This is a genomic window from Psychrobacter sp. FME6 (assembly GCF_014861365.1).
Classification (GTDB): domain Bacteria; phylum Pseudomonadota; class Gammaproteobacteria; order Pseudomonadales; family Moraxellaceae; genus Psychrobacter.
On the sequence record NZ_RRYW01000007.1, the window covers coordinates 1 to 20869 of the forward strand.

Consider the following 20869-nt stretch of genomic DNA (forward strand, 5'->3'; position numbering starts at 1 on the left):
TCGCTCTTGCTTGTGCTTATATCTGGCTCAAATTATGAATGTTCAACACGCCCTAGTATGATTAGTATTATAAGCAGTGGCGGCGTCTCCTAACTATGGAACGCTGCCATTGCTTTTTTTTGGCAATCAGTCCAGTAGCTTAGAAGGGAACAGACTCTAATATTTAGGGTGAAACGTTACCTTAACCTTAGACGCTAACCTTAGACGCTTGTCTTTTTACAATTGTCAGCAAACAATAAGGTTGCTTAACCAAATTCAGGTTGAGTATGCCAAGGCCAAGTTGTTAAGGTTGATGACTGATAACGATTCTGTATATCTATAGTGAAGTCATTTTAAAAACGATACCGTACTATGGCTATAATTTTTCTTGCTTGCTGTTCGCAGGCGTGACAGAGGCTACAAAAATTTATAGCCGTAGCACGTCACTACCATCGTATCGCTTTTATTTCGGACTGACTATATATCAATAATAAAAATGATCAGCGACTTTTATCTATCCACCTAAAAAATAAATAAAGGAAATTCTTATGCGTAGCGCAACTTATAATAATTTTGGTAAACCTTCAGAAGTCCTAAGCGTAACCGATAGCCCTACTCCAGAACCGAAGGGTAATGAGGTTCGTATCAAGACTATCTTATCCTCCATCCACAATCATGACCTAGTGACTATTAAAGGTGAATACGGTAATAAACCTAAGCTACCTGCGACTGGCGGCTCTGAGGCGGTGGGTACTATTGACCTGCTTGGTAAAGACGTAGCAAGCTTTAAAAAAGGTCAGCGCGTGGTCGTTTCTGGTGTAGAGGGCACGTGGGCGGAGTATTTTATTGCGCCAGCCCAACGTATCATTCCGATACCAGACGCCATCGACGATGAAATGGCGGCTCAACTCATCGCTATGCCTATGAGTGCGCTGTTACTGATTGAATTCTTAAACATCGAACCCGGCCAATGGATCATCCAAAACGCTGCTAACGGTGCAGTCGGTGAATCTATGGCGATGCTTGCGCCCGAGCGCAATATTAATACGATTAATTTAGTGCGCAGTAAAGAGTCAGAAAAAGAGCTGATTGAGCTTGGTATCACCAAAAATAACGTGGTAACCGATGATGACGACTGGAAAGAACAAGTACAAAAAATCGTTGGTGATGCCAAAATAAACGGTGCAGTCGATGCGGTTGGTGGTAAGTCTGGTGGTGAGCTCCTATCGCTACTAGGTAAACACGGTGCGATGGCCTCCTTAGGTTCTATGTCTGGCGAACCGCTGATGATTAACCCCAGTCATCTGATTTTTAATTTGAGCAAAGTAAAAGGCTTTTGGGCCAGCGATCTGATGCAAGAGATCAGTGACGATGATATGCAGCGCTTAACGAAAGAGCTGATCGAACGCGCGGCTAGCGGTACATTAAAACTGCCTACTGGTGGCGTTTATAATTTAGCCGATATTCAAAAAGCGGTCTCTGAAAAAGTACAATCTGAGAAAAAAGGCAAAGTATTGATTAAACCTTAAGCTGCTCTTTTAAGATCCCTTTAATATAAAAGTATAGTCGATACAATTTAAAAACGATACAGTGCTGCTGGTATCAATTTTTTGCAGCCTCTGTCACGCCTGCGAACAGCATGCAAGAAAAACTGATACCAGTGGCACGTTGTTATCTACAGCTCTCTTTTATTGTGAGCTGACTATAATAAAAAAGGAATAATATAATGTCTAATAATAAAACCTTTAAAGCCTTGGTCGTCGAAGAAACCAGCGATGACAAATTCGATAAAAGTATCCAAACGCGTAATGTCAGTGATTTACCTAAAAATGATTTATTAATCGAAGTACATTATTCATCGTTAAACTTCAAAGATGCCATGTCGGCATCGGGCAATAAAAGAATTACTAAAAACTATCCGCATACGCCCGGTATCGATGCAGCAGGCGTCGTGGTTAGTGATAAATCTGGTACTTTTAAAGCAGGTCAAGAGGTTGTGGTCTTCGGTTATGATTTGGGTATGGATACCGATGGCGGTTTGAGTCAAATGATTTCTATTCCAGCCGATTGGGCGCTACCCTGCCCAGAAATGCTGACGTTAAAAGAGGCGATGATTTACGGTACCGGCGGTCTCACCGCAGCGTTAAGTGTGCAAAAGTTAGAAAAAATGGGCGCAAAACCAAGCGATGGACCAGTCGCTGTCACCGGCGCAACTGGTGGCGTCGGTAGTATCAGCATCGCTATATTAAAGCAGCTGGGCTACGAGGTCATTGCCTTTTCTGGTAAACCTGAACAAAGCGAGCATCTGAAAGAATTAGGCGCGAGTGAAGTGCGTCATCGCGATACCATCAATGAAATCGGTAATAAACCTATTGGCCGTGAACTATGGGCAAATGCTATCGATACGATAGGCGGCGATTACTTAGCAAACTTGCTCAAACAGACCAAAGCGGGCGGCGCGGTGACTAGTTGTGGCTTAGCAGGTGGTGCTGAGTTTTCGATGTCGGTCATGCCTTTTATCACTAGAGCCGTCTCTTTATTGGGTATCGATTCGGTCTATATTCCACTGGCTGACAAAAAAGCGATTTGGCAGCGTGTCGCCACTGATATGAAGCTGCCCAATCTTGAGAAATATTGTGAAGAGATTACCTTAGCGCAAACGCCTGAGTACTTAGAGCGATTTATAGAGAGTAAAACCGTGGGACGTTATGTGGTGAATGTGCGGGGTTAGAGTTTAGAACTCGAAATTTATGAAAGGTAGCGGTGCTCTTTACTTTAAGAAGCGCCGCTATTTTTTGATCTTGAGAGTAGCAGAAAAAATTTTAGTCAAGGAGTAATTATGTTTATAGTAAATATTGAATATCCAGGAACTTGGTTAGAATTGCCAGACGGAGAAGATGTATCTGAGCTAACAAGCATTATTTCATCGATGGAAACAACAATAACAGATATGGCTATTACTCTTACAATGTTCACAGATTGCCAGCAGAAATCTTATTTGGAACATACATCAGATAATACGGAGGATTTATGGGAGCGCGATAGGCAGTTACGCATGCATATAGAAAAAAATTATCGTGATGGGTTAGATGATGAAAATGATTTTTATACTAATCATGAGTATCATCGAGCTGAAACTGAAAGACTCTACAGACAGGAAAAGTTAAATTCGGGCGAAGTACCAAGAAGTTATAAGAACCGCTTTTCATTCATCCATGCCCATAGCTTTTTATCCTTAGTAGATTCATTTTACAAATATTTGTCTGTAATTTCAGATGAAACAAATCTTGGACATGTTAAAAGTATAAAAGAACAGTTTGAAGAGGCATTTCCTCTACTCTCCAAAGTAAGAAATAGTGCACAGCACTCTGAAGACCGTATCAGGGGCTATGGTAGAAGTAAGAAAAAGAAAATGGATTTGCAAGGTGGGTTCCTTGGGCTCAGTAACTTAAATGGAGATTTGTTAGGATATACTATAGATGATGGTACATATCAAGAATTTTCAATTAGTCATGACACTCTTATCAGAGTATCTAAATTATTTCAGAACTTGTTAAATGGCTTTTCTTGGACAGGTTCTATAAGGTTTAGCCCGTACATATAAAGATTATGATATCAATACCATACAAGGTCTTGTAAGTTTACAAGCATCAAAAAAAACACCCAGCTAAGTTGAGTGTTCTTTATTTATATACTAAGCCAATTTGATCAGCTCAACGTTATCAACAATTAGCCACAAGCCCAGTCAAACTGATTATTCAACAAATCGATTTGACCATTACCACCACCCATATTGGCATCACCAAGTGCTTCTTCAAACTCAATATAAAAAGGACTAAATGCTGGCATCGCTTGAATGGGATTGGCCGTACCACCAAAATGACTTTTTGCATGAAACCTATCAAGCTTTAATATGGTACCTTTTGTAGAAAACATAGGGGTATAAGCATTCTCATCATCTTCATCTGGCCACTCATCGAGCATCTTGCCGACATTAGGATCATCTGTTCGGACAACGTGCTTAATAAACTGAGCGGGTTCATCTTTGACCAAGCAAGTGCTACTCCACTCTTCGACTTCATAGTCTGGATAGATACTATTTTCTTTTTTAGGCAGTGCTGTCGCTTCACCTTCAAACTCCTCCTTGGTTAGCCAAATTAATGCCCAGCCACCACCAATAATATCTTCAAGATAGATTTCTTGAGGGTGACGATGGTTGGCATAGCGACTCAGTGACGCCCAAAAAGCCACAGCGTCTGTATGATTCACCTCGGTGAGGTTAGTAATCATATCTTCAACACCGTCTACCGTGTCTTCAACATGATCATCCGCCTGAAAAAGCGATATTGCCATGAGATCTTTCTCTTTTACGCGATACGCTTCAGGCACCAATATAGTCCATAAGTGTGCCATCGGTAGACCATTGATCCTACTTCGTGGCCATTGATCCGTGGTAATACCGATAGGGCGACCAAAGGCCCAGCCTTGCCCATGATTTTCATCCGTTAGTTCCAAATCGTATGCTTGTTTTAATGACTCCATCGCTCTTTTCTCGCTTCCTTAGATTAACCTTATTTATTAGACGTACTACACCAACCAAAACCAATCAGGCGCAAATAAATAGGACATACCCATAGATAGTAATACTGATAATATGCTACCCACGATGGCGCCAACCCACGATGTACCACCCTTTGCCACTAACTCCTGTTCGACCGTCGCTGGGTCAGCTGTATTACTCATGACTTTATCGATATTTTTAACGCTGTAGCTGAAATAAAAGTAATTCCCTAAAAGTCCTGTTAATACTGCCCATGCGACAAAAAAGCTGGTTTGACCTATAGAGCTATACGTTTCCATACCGAGCAGATGCATTAAGACTAAATCAACTGCATTAATGCCAAGTACAATAAAAAAAGCGACTAGATACATTTTACGATAGCACAACCAAGACGTTCCCAAGAGAAGTCCAGCCAAATTAAAACTGTGTATACTAGAGCCATCATTATTAACCTCTAAGCGTGGCTCGCTGTCCTTAAACCATTTATCACGATAAAAGCTGTCATACTTGTCGCCGACGAAGGCCGCTAGCAAAGTATCAGCATTTTCAGAGCTGGAAATCGACTGGCTTTGTGTGCTTTGCGCATCTTTAGAAATATTAACCGCTGTTAACGGTGGTGGTGTTTGTGCTTTAACATCAAAGAATTGATGTCCACAGTTTGAACAAACGACTGCCTCACTTGCGTTTTCTTGATTACAGCTATTACAAAGCATCTTATCCCTTAATTTTACTGAACACTGATCATTTTATAATTTTACCTACACTTTAATAATAAGAAAACCAATTAAAGTTGGCACTATTATAGTTAATAAAAACAAATGTTCAATAAAAAACTGGGTCATTTTCGAGTGGCTGTTTTTTCGACCAAAAAAAACACCCAACCAAGTTGAGTGTTTTTTGCTATCGCTACGCTAAACCGAACGAATAAAAAATAAACCATATATCAATGCAAAAAATTTGAGTAGCTAGGAAAACGGGTGCTAGCGCTCCAACATTAACCCACTACTTCTTCTTTTCGGCACGTTTTTTCTCGATTAATGCTTGAGCTGTCGCATTTTGCTCCCACCACCCTCCCATTTCTTGCCAGTATAAATATGCCTGCTCTTTACCACCGATTTCTATACCATAACTATTATCAATACCACGTGGTTTAGGATGGCGTTTTTTGAGTATTTCATGAGCCACTTCAGGTAAGTTATCTTGCGCGATAACCCATTCTTTTTCAGCTTTGTCCAGCTTATCTTGATAGCAGTAAGCCAATACTTTTCCAAAAGCAATATTGGCCAGCATATCCTCTGGATAATCGTCACAGATTTGAATGATTTTTTGGTATTGCTTGGTAAGCATATACAGCTCTACCAAGCGTTCGCGTATGCCCAAATTGTCATTAGGGCACACTTGTAATAGCTTTTCGCCCTCTGCGCAGGCCAACTCAAAACTACCATTATCGGCATATACATTGGTTGATTGAAACAGTGCACGCAAAAAGGGACGGTTTTCCATGATGCCCCAAGGCAGCTTACTTTTTTGCCAATTGAATTTTTTGGGAAAGTATTCTAAATAAAGTCGCATACATTCACGGCTACTTAGTAAGGCTAAAAAGCTATCGTCATGCTCCTCACATAAAAAAGCCAAGTTAAAGTAAGCATCAGGGTCATTTATACTTTCTAATACTAGAAATTGCGCAATCTCACGAGCCACTTCATAACCATCACGCTCCAAAGTCATTTGAATAACCTGAAATGAGGTCGGCGGCTGGTCATCAAAGTCTTGCATAATTTCATCTTGAAACTTGGTCATCACTTCGTGCATGATGTCATCAATATCGCGACCTGCTTTTATTTCTGCGTCAACGAAATTTTTTACTTGGTTTTTTAAGTGGCTACTTTCATTATCGTTAGCTGATTTATTTTTAGGAAATTCAATAATCGACTCTTCAAACATCCATTCATCTTGACCGACATGAACTAATTTCATAGCTTATTGCTCCTTTTTGCATCCTATTTTTATATCACATTACAAAGATGTGAGCTATTCCCACTCAATAGTAGCAGGCGGCTTGCTCGACACATCATAAGTCACGCGTGATACTTCGGCAATTTCATTCATAATACGATTCGATACCGTTTCAATCAAATCATACGGCAGATGGGCAAAGCGCGCAGTCATAAAGTCTACCGTTTCAACCGCACGTAGCGCAATCACCCACGCATAGCGGCGACCATCACCGACCACACCGACCGATTTAATCGGTTGGAAGACCGCAAACGCTTGCGCGGTCTTCTCATACCAGCCTGATTTTTCTAACTCTTCCATAAAGATAGCATCGGCAGCACGTAAGATATCGGCAAACTCTTTGGTCACTTCACCAAGGATACGCACGCCTAAACCCGGTCCTGGGAACGGATGGCGGTTGATCATTTTTGCTGGTAAACCAAGGGTAATACCCAGTTTACGCACTTCATCTTTAAACAAATCGCGTAATGGCTCAACCAATTCAAAGGCCAAATCATCTGGCAAACCGCCAACATTATGATGGCTCTTAATCACGTGAGCTTTACCTTGATGCGACTTCGCTGATTCGATAACGTCAGGATAAATAGTGCCTTGTGCTAAAAACTCGATGACTTTGCCATCGCTTTGCTCGCTGACTTCACGCGCACTGTTAGCAAAGACGTCGATAAAGGTTTTACCAATGATTTTACGTTTGGCCTCAGGATCAGACTCGCCAGCCAATGCATTCAAGAATAACTCTTCGGCATCAACGCGGATGACTTTTACACCCATATTTTCGGCGAAGATTTGCATCACCTGATCGCCTTCGTGTAGACGCAGCAACCCAGTATCGACAAACACACAAGTCAGCTGATCGCCGATGGCTTTATGCAATAATGCCGCCACGACGGAGCTATCCACCCCGCCTGAGAGACCGAGCAATACTTGCTTGTCACCGATTTGTTTTTGTAATTGTTCGATACGCATATCGATGATGTTATCAGGCGTCCAGCTGCCCGCGCAGTCACAGATTTGATGGACAAAACGTCCTAGCAATGCCTGACCTTGGGCGGTATGGGTGACTTCAGGATGGAACTGGAGACCATAATATTGCTTGTCATCATTGGCCATAATGGCAATCGGACAGCTTGGTGTACTGGCAACGATGTCGAAGCCTTCAGGCGCATCAATCACTTTATCGCCATGACTCATCCACACATTGAGCTTACCTGCTGCGTCTTCGATACCGTCTATAAGGGTAGATTTGCCGTCGATATTAATGGTCGCTGCACCAAACTCATGGACATTACTGGCGTGAACTTGCCCGCCAAAACGCTCTGCCATTGCTTGCATACCGTAGCAGATACCTAATACCGGTACGCCTAAGTCAAATACGGCGTCATTGATACGTGGGCTGTTTTCTGCATGCACGCTCTCAGGACCACCCGATAAGATGATACCTTTTGCGCCAAAATCTTTGATGCGTTGGGTGTCGATATCAAACGGGAACATCTCACAGAATACGCCTGAATCGCGTACACGGCGGGCGATTAGTTGGCTATATTGTGAGCCAAAATCAAGAATTAAGATGCGATCTTCTTTGATAGTAGGTATTGCAGGAGTGGCAGCGGCAGTGGTCATAAATCGATGTCCATCAAGAAAAAATTAGTGCCCTATTTTAACAAGTTTCGGCAGTCTATTGGTTATAAAAATACGCTAATCTACCAACTAACCCAAAATCGTCTCAATAAATTATTCTAAAAACCTACTTTATTTCACTTTCATCGCTCTTTGTTTTATATTGCTCTCTAAGTGAGAAATATAAACTTGTAAAATTGAGGCAGTACACCAATCGTCGTTGACTAATGTACAGAAAACAGTTACTTATACTGTGATACGTTAAACAAGTAACCCGGTAATTTTGGATACTGCACTGACCATCAAATGGTCGGTATTCAAAGTGTTTCTAGTTCAAGCACAGTTATAATCATAATAAATCGACAGGTATGTCCCTATGAGCAAAATCAAATCTCTTATTCGTAAAAACGCTAAGCCTGCCAATACCAACAATCCTATATTAGATAACGTCGCAAAAAGTGATGCGTCCATTAACATGACCGCCAACACGCCGATAGAGCAAACGCGTTGGAATGGTTGGGGCAATGTCAATATCAATAAAAAAGTGTCGTCACACGGTGCCAAGCTGATTAAATCCCACATTGGTAAAACCAAGAAACTAAACTCTGTCAGCTTGCAAGAGGTACTCAAAACCGTACCCAAGTCACGCTTGCCTGCTGCCATGACTAAGCTAGATACAGTATCTATCGATAATGAGGTCAGACTCAGACATGCGCGTGGACAAAGCTTTCCTGACTGGATAGCCATGCACGGTGGCGACTTTGAAGTCTTCCCTGATGGCGTCGCGCATCCGCAATCGACCGCTGATGTCGAGACCTTATTGAAACTGGCTCACGACCACGACCTTATTGTTATTCCCTTTGGCGGTGGTACTTCAGTAGTTGGTCATATTAATCCACAAAAGGGGTCACGCCCCGTATTAACCATCGCCATGAGCAAGATGGATCAGCTTATTGATTTAGATAACGAGAGCCAAATTGCTACCTTTGGCGCAGGCACACAAGGACCAGCGGTCGAAGCACAATTGGACGCACACGGTTATCGCTTGGGACATTACCCGCAGTCTTGGGAGCTATCGACCCTCGGCGGCTGGATTGCCGCGCGCTCTAGTGGTCAGCAGTCATTAGGCTATGGGCGTATCGAGCAAATGTTTGCTGGTGGGACACTTGTGACGCCAAAAGGTGTCATTACTATCGCTGATATTCCTGCCTCATCAGCAGGCCCTGATTTGCGTGAAATGATGATGGGCACTGAAGGCCGCGCTGGTATTTTTACCGAAGTCAAAATGCGCGTGCAACCGCAGCCTGAAGAAGAGGTTTTCAAAGTGGTGTTTTTACCGAATTGGGAAGCGGGTAAAGAAGTGCTCAGACAAGCGGTGCAGAGTAATATTCGCCTGTCTATGCTACGTTTAAGTAATGCGGTCGAAACCGACGCCCATCTACATTTAGGTACGACGCCTAGTCAGTTTTTAGCGATTAGTACTTATCTTAAAGCGCGCGGACTCAGCTCAGAAAAAGTCATGCTCACTTATGGCGTTTCAGGCGATAAAGCGCAGAATAAATTAGCACTTACCCAGTTTAAAAAACTGTTAAAACAGCAAGGCAGTGTTACTGGTAAGCTGACCGATGTCATGGGCAGTATATGGGCGCACGGGCGTTTTAAATTCCCTTATCTGCGCGGCACCTTATGGGAAAAAGGCATCATGGTCGATACCTTTGAGACTGCGACCAATTGGAATAATATCGACGAGCAGGTGCAGCAGATGCAACAAGCTGTTCAAACGGCTTTGGCAGATGAAAATGAGCACGTCATGGCCTTTACTCACATCTCGCATGTATATAAACAAGGCGCCAGTCTTTATACCACCTACTTCTTTAGAGCCGCAAAAGACCATGCTAGTACCTTAAGCCGCTGGCAAAAAATCAAACATGCCGCCAGTTTAAGTCTGGCTAATGGCAAATCGACAATATCGCATCAGCACGGTGTCGGTCGTGACCATGCGCCTTACCTTGCTGCCGAAAAGGGTCAGCTAGGTATTCAGGTAACCAGCGATATGCTCAAAAGCTTAGACCCTGAACAGCGTATGAATCCGGGTGTTTTAATCGAAGATTAGTTCTAGTAAACAATAGGTTTTAAAGTCAGGGCTTATTTGCAGTCTTAGCTGAGGTATGTTTAATTTAATATAAGTGCTATACAGCGCGGCTGATATTTATTTTGCGCAGCCTCTGTCGGCGTAGGCACAGCACGCAAGGAAAATTAATACCAGCCGCGCGTCATAATAAAACGCAACTATATTTTAAATAACGCCTATAAATTAAGCAGTTTAGATAGTCTACTTAGCTGAAACTAAATAACCATTAAAATGAGTCTTCTATGAATCAAGCCACGCAACGCCAACAAGCCTTAGCACCTTTATCTCGCCGCTCGTCTCAAGAAGTGCCTTGGGATATGCTGATCATCGGTGGCGGTATTACTGGCGCGGGGATTGCTCGTGAAGCAGCAAGGCGCGGCTTAGCGGTATTGTTAATTGAGCAAAAAGACTTTGCTTGGGGAACTTCTAGCCGATCTAGCAAAATGGTACATGGCGGGCTGCGCTATATTGCCTCAGGTGATTATAAAACTACTCTACTTAGCGTCCGCGAGCGTGAGCGCATGCTCAATGAAGCCGGCGGCTTGGTCAATGAGATGCATTACGTCATGCCACATTATAAAGGCAAGTTTCCACCGCCATGGATATTTAATACCTTACTCAGGGTATACGATAAGCTGGCAGGCAAACGCTACTTTAAATACTTTAAAAAAGATGCCTTTCTAAACCTAAATCCTGGTATCAAGCAAGAGAAGTTTTTGGGTGCCAGCCAGTTTAGTGACGCGGTGACTGATGACTCACGCTTAGTGATGCGGGTGCTAGACGAAGCGATCCATGACGGCGCGTGCGCGATTAATTACCTTAAAGCCGAATCATTAATTACCAATGAGCAAGGCTTGGTCGTGGGTGCTCACCTAGCAGATACCGCATCTGATGATAGCAATAATACTTACGATGTTTATGCCAAAGTAGTGGTCAGCGCGACTGGCGCTTGGGCTGACACCTTACGGATGCAAGCTAGCCAACAGACGGAGCGAACCTTTCATAAGCAAATTCGTCCGTCGCGCGGTAGCCATTTGGTGGTTAGTCAAGAGCGTCTGCCTCTGACGCAAGCCTATACCTTTTTGCATCCTGTCGATAAAAGAGCGGTGTTTGTTTTCCCTTGGGAGAACCGCTCAGTTCTGGGAACCACCGATTTGGATAATCCTCCTTTAGGTGAAGAAGAAGTTGGCATTACTAGCGCAGAGGTGGATTATCTATTAGCAGCGACCAACGATCTCTTTAATCATGCCAACCTAAGCCGAGAGGATGTCATCAGTACTTGGGCGGGCGTGCGTCCGCTGATTTCTGAAGGCGGTGATGGTAAACGCGTCAGCCCTAGTAAAGAAAAGCGCGACCATAGCGTTTGGCTCGATAATAATTTGGTCACCGTCAGTGGCGGCAAGCTGACCACCTTTCGCCTGATTGCCCTTGATGTGCTAAAGGTTTGCCAACAAGTGCTTGCGTTTGATGATGTGGATACTAAAGATCTTAGCTCGTTTAATAGCGAAGTTTTTAGCAATCAAACACCAACCAATACCAAGTTTGCTACCCTACCTGCATCGCTACAACAGCGCTTACAAGGGTTTTATGGTTTACAACTTGATGCCTTATTAGCATTAGCACATGACGATGATTTGGCTTATGTGACCGACAGCAATACTATCTGGGCGGAGATTCGCTTTGCCGCACGTTTCGAGCAAGTCATTCATTTAGATGATTTATTATTACGGCGTACGCGCTTGGGATTGATACTGCCGCATGGTGCAATGACGCCGTTGATTAGTGATAGGCTGAAGCAAATCTGCCAGCAGGAACTGGGCTGGGACGAGCAAAAATGGCAGCAAGAAGTCGATCGCTATCAAGAGTTATGGCAACGCTATTATCATTTACCAGCGGCTTAGCGCTTTTTTATAGGATATTAATAACAAGTGCTACTGGGGTGCTTACTTTGAAAATATAAGTTCCGTAGCCCCTGTCTGCGTAGGTACAGCAAGCAAGGAAAACTTATACCAGTAGCACACTATAATTATAGTATTTTTATTGAGCTATATATCTATTTCCACATAGTTAAGGATGACTATGACCCATAACCTTGATGCCCCTATTTATTTCTTAACCATCGATAATGGTACACAAAGCGTCAGGGCGCTTATCTTTGATCAATTTGGCACCGAGATTGCCAAAGCCCGCGTCCCTATCGAGCCGTACTTTTCAACTGAGCCTAATTTTGCTGAGCAGCATGCCGATTACTATTGGCAAAAATTAAGCGAGGCCTGCCAGCAATTATGGCAAACCTGCGACATTACGCCAGCGCAAATCGCTGGTGTCAGTCTCGCTACTCAGCGCTACACCATGATATGTTTGGATAAAAATAAACAGCCGCTACGCCCAGCTATTGTATGGATGGATTTGCGCCGAGGAGAGCCCCATGACATAGGCTTTCTTAATCCACTCACCAAGGTAATTGGCATGGGCGATCTAGTTAATGAAGCGCAGCAAAAAGCACGCTGTAATTGGCTCGCTCATCATGAGCCGGAGATATGGGCTAAAACAGCCTATTACGTCAATTTATCAGCGTACTTAACCTATCAGCTCATTGATGAACTTATCGACTCCTCTGGTCACGCGCTAGGCTACCTGCCTTATGATTATAAGGCGCAAGCGTGGTTTAAGCCCAATAACATCAAATGGCGACTATTTAATTGCCGATTAGAGCAAATGCCCAAACTCATGCCACCTGGGCAGCACCTTGGTCATATTACTGCTGAAGCTGCTGCCGCCACTGGTATTCTTGAAGGCACAGCAATGATTGCTGCTGCCAGCGATAAAGCCTGTGAAGCTTTGGGTTCCGCTGGACTGGCCGCCGATACCGCTTGCTTAAGCTTTGGCACTACCGCGACCATCAATACCACCTCAACAAATTATGTTGAGATACTCAAGCACATGCCCGCTTATACCGCTGCTGCACCGAATTATTATAATCACGAGTATATGATATATCGTGGTTTTTGGATGGTTAGCTGGTTTAAAGAGCAGTTTGCTCAATATGAAGAACAGTTAGCAAAAACGCAGGGTATCGATACCGAAAAGCTCCTCGATCAAGCGGTCAAAGATATTCCAGCAGGCTGTATGGGGCTAATGATGCAGCCATATTGGTCGCCTGGCGTTCGTCATCCGGGTCTTGAAGGCAAGGGCGCGCTCATTGGTTTTGGCGATGTACACACACGGGCGCACGTTTACCGTGCTATCTTAGAGGGACTGGCTTACGAGCTTAAGCTTGGTTTTGATACGATTGAGAAGCGTACGGGAAAAACTATCAAACACTTGCGCATCTCTGGTGGCGGCTCCCAAAGCGACTCCGCGATGCAGCTGACGGCAGATATCTTTGGCATGCCTGCTTATCGCCCGCATACTTATGAAGCCTCAGGATTAGGCGCTGCCATCAACTGCGCGGTGGGGCTCGGCGTTTATCCCGACCATTTAGCCGCTACTGAAGCGATGACCCATTTGGGTGATGAATTCTTGCCTATTGAGGCCAACGTTCAGCTATATAAACGCCTATATAATGAAGTTTATCTTAAGATGTATGAGCGCTTAAAACCTTTATACCAAAGCATTCAAGATATTACCGGTTACCCAGCTAAATAATATAGTCGATTCAATATAAAAGAGGTACTTTAAAAATAGCGTTATGCTGGGATAAACTTTCCTCACTTGCTGTGCACTTCGCACTCCAAAGGCTTCGCAAAATTTATCCCAGCAGCACTTTATTCTTTTTAAATTGAATCGACTGTATTAAAAGTATCGTCATTTAAGGCAGTGTGCATACGATTCAATCCTTCTATCAATATCGTTTTAGGACACGCCACATTAAAGCGCATTTTTAGATGCCCCTCAGTTCCGTATTTAATCCCTGCACTCAGCTCAACCTTAGCAGCTCTAAGCGCATCATAAAGCATTTGATCGTCTTGACCATAGGCTGAGCAATCTAGCCATATTAGATACGAAGCTTCTGGGCGCATAACCTTAATTTTAGGCAGGTGCTCCTCTAAAAACTGTAGCGTTAATTCAATATTGGCTTCGATATAAGCGAGCGCCTGTGCCAACCACTCACCACCTTGCTCATAAGCGCTACGCATCGCCGTATAAGCAAATAAATTGAGCTCATGCTCGTCACTTAAGCGCTGCTGCTGGTCAATTTTACTCAGTAATGCGCTGTCTTTAGCAAATATCATCGAGCCTTTGATACCGGCAATATTAAAAGTTTTGGTCATCGAGGTTAGGCTCACAACTTTATGCTCATAGTCTTTTGCTAGAGTTAAAAAAGGAATGAATTTGTGACCGCTCAAGGTTAAATCTTGATGAATCTCATCACTAACAATCGCTACATTATGCTTTTTGCAGATGAAAAGTAACGCTTTAAGCTCATCTACTGTCCATACACGCCCGCCCGGATTATGCGGATTACACAACAAATACAGCTTAACTTTATGCTCGACAATCTTAGCTTCTATATCAGCTAAATCCAGATGATATTTACCATCTATTTCCTTTAATGCAGAAGTCACAAGCTGACGATTATTATCCAAAACCTTGGTCATAAAAGGCGTATAAATAGGATCGTTGATGAGTACTGCATCCCCTGCTTCGGTAAATACTTTCATCATCAGCACCAAACTTGGCACTACGCCCGGTGAGAAAAGAATATTCTGCTTATCCAGCCACAAGCCATAACGACTGCCATGCCAATCGATAATCGCTTGATACAACGGCTCGGTCGGAACGGTGTAACCCAATATGCCATGCTGCGCTACTTGCTCAATCGCCGCTAAAATAGGCTGAGCGGTCTTAAAGTCCATATCTGCGACCCATAGCGGAATCGTGTCATCGGTATAATGCCATTTAAACGATCCCGTATGTCGTCTGTCTATTATTTCATCAAAGTTATACAGCACTAGTTTTTTCCTAGAAAATGGTTTTGGCTTAATATATTCAATATAACAAAGTCGTTCTTAACTGTGCAATCAGTCAGCAAAACTATATTACAGACAACCTGCATATAAGCTTCGAAAAACCGACTCAGTAAATACGTGAATGTTATTTAATATAAAACAACTGATTACGAACTTATTAAAGAGTTATTTAGAACTCTCTACTGTCCTTTAAATTCAGCTTCCCTTCTTTCAACCATCGCCATCGCACCCTCTTTCGCATCTTCTGAATGAAACAAATGCGGCAGATAGCCATGAATATTGGCGAGAGCTGCTTTTGCGCCATTACGACTGGCATCTTGCGCTGAGGACAGTAATCCTTGCACGCCAAGTGGCGCGGCTTTGCAAATCTGTTGGGCGATAGTTAGCGCGCGCTTATATTCTTCACCATTTGGCACGACTTCACTGACCAGATTTAGCCTATCAGCGGTTTGCGCATCAAAGTTTTTACCCGTTAATAGATACGGCATGGCTTTTTGCCAACCAGCAGCAGCGACAAAGCGTACCGTCGCACCACCAAACGGCATGATACCGCGCTGCACTTCCATTTGTGCAAAGTTGCAATTGCTACTGGCGATAACCACATCACTATTGAGCATCAGCTCAATCCCAGCGGTAAAGCAAGTCCCTTGTACCGCAACGACAACGGGTTTGCTGCGCAATTTTCCACCAATACCCCACGGATCTATTTCGTCGGCAGCGAACTCAAATGCGCCTTTATCCCATTTATCCTGTAGCTCCATTAAATCTAGCCCAGCGGTGAAGTGCTCACCATGAGCGAATATCAGCGCACAGCGAAGATTGGCATCGTTTTCATAATTAGTGAGTGCCTCAGACAGTTGCTTAATCATATGACTGTCAAAGGCATTGCGCTTATCGGCGCGATTCAGTCCGATTAGACAGATATAGCCATCGGTTTTATAAGTAATGCGATTGTTCGTATCACTGTTAATAGCGTTGTCAGTAATATTATTAACCATATTGTGAGCAGTCATAACTTTATCCTTGTTACAGTATTGATTATCAGTCTGCTTTTAATATAGACATCTCCGCTCTATAACACAAGCCGCGACATCGCCACTATTTTCAGTTGACCTCATTTACGATAATGTGCAACTATTATCCAAATCAAGACATCACTCAGAGCACTTTATGGAATTTTGGCACGGTTTTTTGCTTATCACTAGCGTTCATCTACTCGCTGCCGCCTCCCCTGGCCCTGATTTTGTTTTGGTCTCGCAGCAAACGTTAGCAAAAGGCCGACGCACTGGTTTGATCTGTAGTCTCGGTATTACTTTTGGTTTAGCCGTACATATTATCTATTCGGTGCTAGGACTGGCAACGTTGATTGCCCATTCGCAGCCACTACTGACCGCTATTAAATGGTTGGGCGGCAGTTATCTTATTTATCTGGGGTGGCAAGGTATTCAAGCCAAACCTAAAAAACCAGCAGAGCTAGAAATTCCAGCAGAGCCAATAGATTCAAGCGTTAACGTTTCACCAGACATAATTAACGATCGAACCACGAGTGCTGGTAAAAATAGCGCTAATAAAAAGCTGCCTACTGACACTGAATCGACCGCGGCTATTCTGCGCCGTGGCTTTTTTTGCAATGTCTTTAATCCAAAAGCACCAGTATATTTTGTGGCGATATTCACCCTTGTACTATCACCCAGTATTCCGCTTTGGCAGCTGGCGATTTATGGCGTTTGGATGATGGTTTTACAAATGGCCTGGTTCAGCACGGTGGTGATGTTGCTTTCTATCCCTGCCATTCATCGACGATTTCAGCGTTTTGAGCATTGGATAGACCGCGTATTGGGTACAGCAATGATAGTACTGGGATTAAATCTTATTTTACGTAGTCGATAAGACGTTAGTCACTGGTGAAATCTGCTAAACTGGTTGATTATATTCAAACATCAAAGCCCGATACTATGACCAGTAAGCCTATGAACCGTCGCCCGACCGCCAATAATCACAGAAATCGCTCGCCTGAGACTGCCAAAAAACTCGGCCAGCTGCATCCGCGTAATCCGCATCAGGGTCGCTATGACTTTGCGGTATTGACTCGCGCTCTGCCAGAGCTTGCTAAGCATACCATTACCAATCCTAAAGGCGAGTCGACGATTAACTTCTCGGATCATCAAGCGGTACGTGTGCTCAATCAAGCACTACTGGCGCATTATTATGGTATTAAGTTTTGGGATATTCCAGAAGGTTATCTATGTCCACCGATTCCTGGACGTGCTGATTATATTCACTACATTGCCGACTTATTGGCGCAGACCACCCATGTGAATGCCGATAATACCCCGCCAAAAGGTAAAGAAATCCACGCCCTCGATATAGGTACTGGCGCTAGTGCTATTTACCCTATTATTGGCAGCCAAAGCTATGGCTGGCGCTTTACTGCTAGTGACATCGACCCTATTTCTGTCAACACTGCTGCACTTATTTGCGAATCCAATCCCAAGCTAAAAGCTGCGATCAAAGTAAAATTACAACCTGAGCCTAAGCGTATTTTTGCTAATATCATCGGTCGTCAAGATTACTTTGATGTGGTCGTTTGCAACCCACCGTTTCATGCTTCATTAGAAGAAGCGATGGAAGCCAATAGTCGCAAGCAGCATAATCTGCAAAGACATCGCGGTAAGAACGAAAACGAACAAATCAGTCGACGCTCAACCAAGGCTGGTAATGCTGCGCAAAATCTAAACTTCGGTGGTCAGCACAAGGAACTATGGTCTGAGGGTGGCGAGATTGCTTTTTTAACGAAGATGATAAAAGAAAGTCAGGATTTTGCAGAGCACGTCGGCTGGTTTACCAGCTTAGTGTCGAAGTCTGAAAACGTCAAACCGTTGCAACTGCTATTAAAGCAGCTCGATGTCACGCAAATGCGTATTATTGAAATGAGTCAGGGTCAAAAGAACACCCGTGTGTTGGCATGGCGCTTTGATACTGACGAAGAATAATCAATAAAAACCTTATTAATCGAAGTTTCACGTGAAACAAAAAAGCAGCGCTATAACTCTTATAGCGCTGCTTTTTATTAGGAAAATGAGTTGAAATACGGTAGTTATACCATTCACAAAAATTAGAGTATAGTTAAAATACTTTAAAAAACGCTACGATACTGCTGGTATAGTTTTTTTGTAGCCTCTGTCTGCGTAGGCACAGCAAGCTATAAAAAACTGTACTAGCAGTACGTGATGTATCGATTTTACTTTTCACTGACTATAGTAAGGGAAACGAGTGTAAGTACTAAGCCTTGTAGACTAAACGAGTTTGAAGGGTTTAATCTTACTTTTTGGATTTGGTATTCATTAGCTAAAAAACATCACTTTTAAGCCAATCAAAATAAGCACCAAGCCACCTAATGCTTCCGCTTTATCCTCTAACCACGTACCAGAACGCCAGCCCAAATAAACACCAAACAGCCCAAAAATAGCAGTCACTAGCGCGATAATCAAACAAGCCAACCATGCATTAAGCGCCAACAAATTAAGCGTAAAACCTGCTGCCATCGCATCAATACTGGTTGCTATTGCAAGGGTAAATAGGGTGCGATGATTGATATTGTTGTTTCTATTATTTATGGCGTTAACAGCATCATCTGTGTCGGCTTTTAGGTGCAGCGCACTATCTACCGCATCTTCCCCATCAGCAGTAAACACCTCATAAAGCATTTTACCACCGAGGCTGATAAGTATCATGCCGCCAATCCAAGGCGCAGCAGCAGCCAACCAGCCTAACAGTGCTGCGCCCAATAAATATCCAATTAGTGGCATTACACCCTGCGCGATACCAAAATACAAACCAGCATAAATGGCTAAACGTAGCAAATACTGCTTACTCTGTTTTTTCGATTTAGCCCCTAGCCCAATCGCAACAGCAAATGCATCCATTGCCAAAGCTATAGCAAGTAGTATGACTTCGATCATTTCATTCTTCGCTTCTTTTTGCTTATTGTCATAAGTTTCACGTGAAACGCTACATCAATCTAATCGTTTACCTTTTCCCAAAAACTACGCTTTTTACCATGCTTATCTTTAAGCGTAATGACGTATTCGTTATGAGTCGCAAGTTCATTATAAAGCTTAGAGGATTTACTAATAATCGTATCAAGCTTTGTTAGACGATTGAAGTAGCGAGCTGCGTGACCATAAGCCTTGCTGCGAGAGCTGTCTAGAATATCGTTAAGCAAACTGCGATAAATAACAACTTGAAGTAAATCTGTCTCAGCTGGCAAATCCTTTAACATGCCTGCTAGATCTGTATAATGCACATCAGCAAACTGGCAATGACGGGCAACTGCGACCTCATTGGCAAGCTCAATCTCTCCTATCTCTAGCAGTAGCGATGTTGCGATAAATACATTTTCTTGTTGGTCTGCCAGCTCATAAGCTCTTTTTCGCCACTGAGCTTGCAGAGCAGGACTGGCCGCAGCCATGATAGCTTTTAGCCGCGAAGGGGTTGGTTGTAGCTCAAACGCCTCGCCTAGCACCTCCATGAGCGCATCGGTATCTTTTTGCATGTGGTGTAGGTTACTCAGCCAATCCAAGCGTCTGATCTTATCCATCAAACCATCGCTTTGCCACTCTTCATTTAAGTAGTGTAGTGCCTTATCAAAAGCTCTTTGATTTAGCAAAAATGTTAGCAACTCTTCTAATCTTCGAGGATGAACCGGTCTAGTCTCTTGCATCTCAAAAAAGCTGGTTTCAAAAAAACTCACATCACCTAGCGCCCTTGTTAGATTTTTTATGGCGATCTCAATTACCATTTTTTCATAGTTAATTGAAAAAGCATCATCGCTTAAAGGGCTGTTTTGCCTTTCATTGAGTGTATCTTCATTTGCCTTTTTTGTTTGGATAATCCCGCGCTCTTGTTGGTAATCAGCGATCAATCCACGTATCTCAGGCTCAGATAACAGCTGACCAATATTTTCTAATAAATTATCTTTAGTACCATACTCATTATCATCAGCCAGCGCTTTTACTTTCTTTACCCAAGCGTGACTGAGTATATCGCGCTCATCAACAGCGATGTCCTGCTTTTCTTGCTCATAGCAAGTGTTAGCAACTGTCAACCAAGACAAGGTTAACCTTCTATACACGTCACCAATATAACCGTTCGAGTCATCAGCACGTTCTAAGCTAGCATTAGTAGACTCTATAAATAACTCAAGTAACGTCAAGCATTCTTGTGGTTGCTCAGGATAAAGGCTCATTATGTCACTGGCTAAGTGCTGAAGCTCAGTAGCAAATTCGCTAGACTCCCAGTAATCTACAAACTTCCTTCGTCTTCTAAGTCCTTTTAGGGTAGTGGTTAACTTTTTTATGAGCTTAGGCTTATCTGACTGTAATAGCAGACGCTCAATTTTTTTATCTAGCATTTTATCTACACCATACACATCAGCGACAAAATCAACTAAGGCTGTTTTTGGTAGTTGTGATAAATACTTCTTTTGTTCTGTGTTTAGCATGGTATTTTCCTCACTATCTTATTTACTTTGTTTCACATGAAACAAAAAAAGTCATCCTGCTAGCAGGATGACTTTATAGAATAAACAGG

The 20869-nt window shown here is 43.1% G+C and carries 16 protein-coding genes; 8 read left to right on the forward strand and 8 right to left on the reverse strand.

Going from position 1 to position 20869, the window contains the following annotated elements; genetic code table 11:
- Positions 1-527 precede the first annotated feature (527 nt).
- From EI162_RS01925 to EI162_RS01935, 3 genes are all read left to right on the forward strand, one after another.
- On the forward strand, positions 528-1508 hold the full coding sequence (locus EI162_RS01925; protein WP_192522747.1) for a zinc-binding dehydrogenase: 981 nt from the start codon (positions 528-530) through the stop codon (positions 1506-1508).
- Positions 1509-1705: 197 nt separating this feature from the next.
- A complete protein-coding gene (locus tag EI162_RS01930; RefSeq protein ID WP_192522748.1) occupies positions 1706-2710 on the forward strand; it encodes an oxidoreductase in 1005 nt (334 codons plus the stop codon).
- A gap of 108 nt (positions 2711-2818) precedes the next feature.
- Positions 2819-3583: a hypothetical protein gene (locus EI162_RS01935; protein ID WP_192522749.1), complete on the forward strand. Its 765-nt coding sequence runs from the start codon at positions 2819-2821 to the stop codon at positions 3581-3583.
- Positions 3584-3708: 125 nt separating this feature from the next.
- Here EI162_RS01935 and EI162_RS01940 read toward each other — a convergent pair whose 3' ends face one another.
- The 4 genes from EI162_RS01940 to guaA all read right to left on the reverse strand — a co-directional run bounded on the left by EI162_RS01940 (position 3709) and on the right by guaA (position 8176).
- On the reverse strand, positions 3709-4521 hold the full coding sequence (locus EI162_RS01940) for a hypothetical protein (RefSeq protein ID WP_192522750.1): 813 nt from the start codon (positions 4519-4521) through the stop codon (positions 3709-3711).
- 45 nt (positions 4522-4566) lie between these two features.
- Positions 4567-5253, reverse strand: coding sequence for a DUF2628 domain-containing protein (locus EI162_RS01945; protein ID WP_192522751.1), 687 nt, complete (start codon positions 5251-5253; stop codon positions 4567-4569).
- A gap of 289 nt (positions 5254-5542) precedes the next feature.
- On the reverse strand, positions 5543-6517 hold the full coding sequence (locus tag EI162_RS01950) for a hypothetical protein (protein WP_192522752.1): 975 nt from the start codon (positions 6515-6517) through the stop codon (positions 5543-5545).
- A gap of 54 nt (positions 6518-6571) precedes the next feature.
- Positions 6572-8176, reverse strand: a complete 1605-nt coding sequence (guaA, locus tag EI162_RS01955; protein WP_192522753.1) for a glutamine-hydrolyzing GMP synthase — start codon at positions 8174-8176, stop codon at positions 6572-6574.
- Between the two features lie 373 nt (positions 8177-8549).
- On the opposite strand from guaA, the gene EI162_RS01960 reads away from it, so the two are divergent.
- The 3 genes from EI162_RS01960 (at position 8550) to EI162_RS01970 (ending at position 13952) form a co-directional block, all read left to right on the forward strand.
- On the forward strand, positions 8550-10286 hold the full coding sequence (locus tag EI162_RS01960) for an FAD-binding oxidoreductase (RefSeq protein WP_192522754.1): 1737 nt from the start codon (positions 8550-8552) through the stop codon (positions 10284-10286).
- Between the two features lie 260 nt (positions 10287-10546).
- Positions 10547-12205 carry a glycerol-3-phosphate dehydrogenase/oxidase gene (locus EI162_RS01965; RefSeq protein WP_192522755.1) on the forward strand — a complete coding sequence of 553 codons (1659 nt, stop codon included), beginning with the start codon at positions 10547-10549 and terminating at the stop codon, positions 12203-12205.
- A 178-nt stretch (positions 12206-12383) separates the two neighbouring features.
- Entirely contained in the window at positions 12384-13952 is a 1569-nt protein-coding gene (locus tag EI162_RS01970) for an FGGY-family carbohydrate kinase (protein WP_192522756.1), read from the forward strand.
- Positions 13953-14080: 128 nt separating this feature from the next.
- On the opposite strand, the gene EI162_RS01975 is transcribed toward EI162_RS01970, so the two are convergent.
- A complete protein-coding gene (locus EI162_RS01975; RefSeq protein WP_192522757.1) occupies positions 14081-15259 on the reverse strand; it encodes a MalY/PatB family protein in 1179 nt (392 codons plus the stop codon).
- A gap of 197 nt (positions 15260-15456) precedes the next feature.
- Positions 15457-16275: a crotonase/enoyl-CoA hydratase family protein gene (locus EI162_RS01980; protein WP_192522788.1), complete on the reverse strand. Its 819-nt coding sequence runs from the start codon at positions 16273-16275 to the stop codon at positions 15457-15459.
- Between the two features lie 172 nt (positions 16276-16447).
- Between EI162_RS01980 and EI162_RS01985 the strand changes: the two genes are divergently transcribed.
- The gene (locus tag EI162_RS01985; RefSeq protein WP_192522758.1) at positions 16448-17167 is read left to right on the forward strand and encodes a LysE family translocator; all 720 of its coding nucleotides are present in this window, start codon (positions 16448-16450) and stop codon (positions 17165-17167) included.
- A 65-nt stretch (positions 17168-17232) separates the two neighbouring features.
- Positions 17233-18270, forward strand: coding sequence for a 23S rRNA (adenine(1618)-N(6))-methyltransferase RlmF (rlmF, locus tag EI162_RS01990; protein ID WP_192522759.1), 1038 nt, complete (start codon positions 17233-17235; stop codon positions 18268-18270).
- A 351-nt stretch (positions 18271-18621) separates the two neighbouring features.
- On the opposite strand, the gene EI162_RS01995 is transcribed toward rlmF, so the two are convergent.
- Positions 18622-19239 (reverse strand): manganese efflux pump MntP family protein, encoded by a 618-nt coding sequence (locus EI162_RS01995; RefSeq protein ID WP_192522760.1) that lies wholly within the window; start codon positions 19237-19239, stop codon positions 18622-18624.
- 59 nt (positions 19240-19298) lie between these two features.
- Entirely contained in the window at positions 19299-20780 is a 1482-nt protein-coding gene (locus EI162_RS02000; RefSeq protein WP_192522761.1) for a DUF6880 family protein, read from the reverse strand.
- Positions 20781-20869 lie beyond the last annotated feature (89 nt).

What these genes read in the sequence shown, in the direction of transcription:
- EI162_RS01940 (WP_192522750.1), bottom strand. Translation starts at nt 4,521, where the DNA reads ATGGAGTCATTAAAACAAGCATACGATTTGGAACTAACGGATGAAAAT.
- EI162_RS01935 (WP_192522749.1), top strand. Translation starts at nt 2,819, where the DNA reads ATGTTTATAGTAAATATTGAATATCCAGGAACTTGGTTAGAATTGCCA.
- EI162_RS01950 (WP_192522752.1), bottom strand. Translation starts at nt 6,517, where the DNA reads ATGAAATTAGTTCATGTCGGTCAAGATGAATGGATGTTTGAAGAGTCG.
- EI162_RS01980 (WP_192522788.1), bottom strand. Translation starts at nt 16,275, where the DNA reads ATGGTTAATAATATTACTGACAACGCTATTAACAGTGATACGAACAAT.
- EI162_RS01995 (WP_192522760.1), bottom strand. Translation starts at nt 19,239, where the DNA reads ATGATCGAAGTCATACTACTTGCTATAGCTTTGGCAATGGATGCATTT.
- EI162_RS01985 (WP_192522758.1), top strand. Translation starts at nt 16,448, where the DNA reads ATGGAATTTTGGCACGGTTTTTTGCTTATCACTAGCGTTCATCTACTC.
- EI162_RS01945 (WP_192522751.1), bottom strand. Translation starts at nt 5,253, where the DNA reads ATGCTTTGTAATAGCTGTAATCAAGAAAACGCAAGTGAGGCAGTCGTT.
- EI162_RS01925 (WP_192522747.1), top strand. Translation starts at nt 528, where the DNA reads ATGCGTAGCGCAACTTATAATAATTTTGGTAAACCTTCAGAAGTCCTA.
- EI162_RS01965 (WP_192522755.1), top strand. Translation starts at nt 10,547, where the DNA reads ATGAATCAAGCCACGCAACGCCAACAAGCCTTAGCACCTTTATCTCGC.
- EI162_RS01930 (WP_192522748.1), top strand. Translation starts at nt 1,706, where the DNA reads ATGTCTAATAATAAAACCTTTAAAGCCTTGGTCGTCGAAGAAACCAGC.
- EI162_RS02000 (WP_192522761.1), bottom strand. Translation starts at nt 20,780, where the DNA reads ATGCTAAACACAGAACAAAAGAAGTATTTATCACAACTACCAAAAACA.
- EI162_RS01960 (WP_192522754.1), top strand. Translation starts at nt 8,550, where the DNA reads ATGAGCAAAATCAAATCTCTTATTCGTAAAAACGCTAAGCCTGCCAAT.
- rlmF (WP_192522759.1), top strand. Translation starts at nt 17,233, where the DNA reads ATGACCAGTAAGCCTATGAACCGTCGCCCGACCGCCAATAATCACAGA.
- guaA (WP_192522753.1), bottom strand. Translation starts at nt 8,176, where the DNA reads ATGACCACTGCCGCTGCCACTCCTGCAATACCTACTATCAAAGAAGAT.
- EI162_RS01970 (WP_192522756.1), top strand. Translation starts at nt 12,384, where the DNA reads ATGACCCATAACCTTGATGCCCCTATTTATTTCTTAACCATCGATAAT.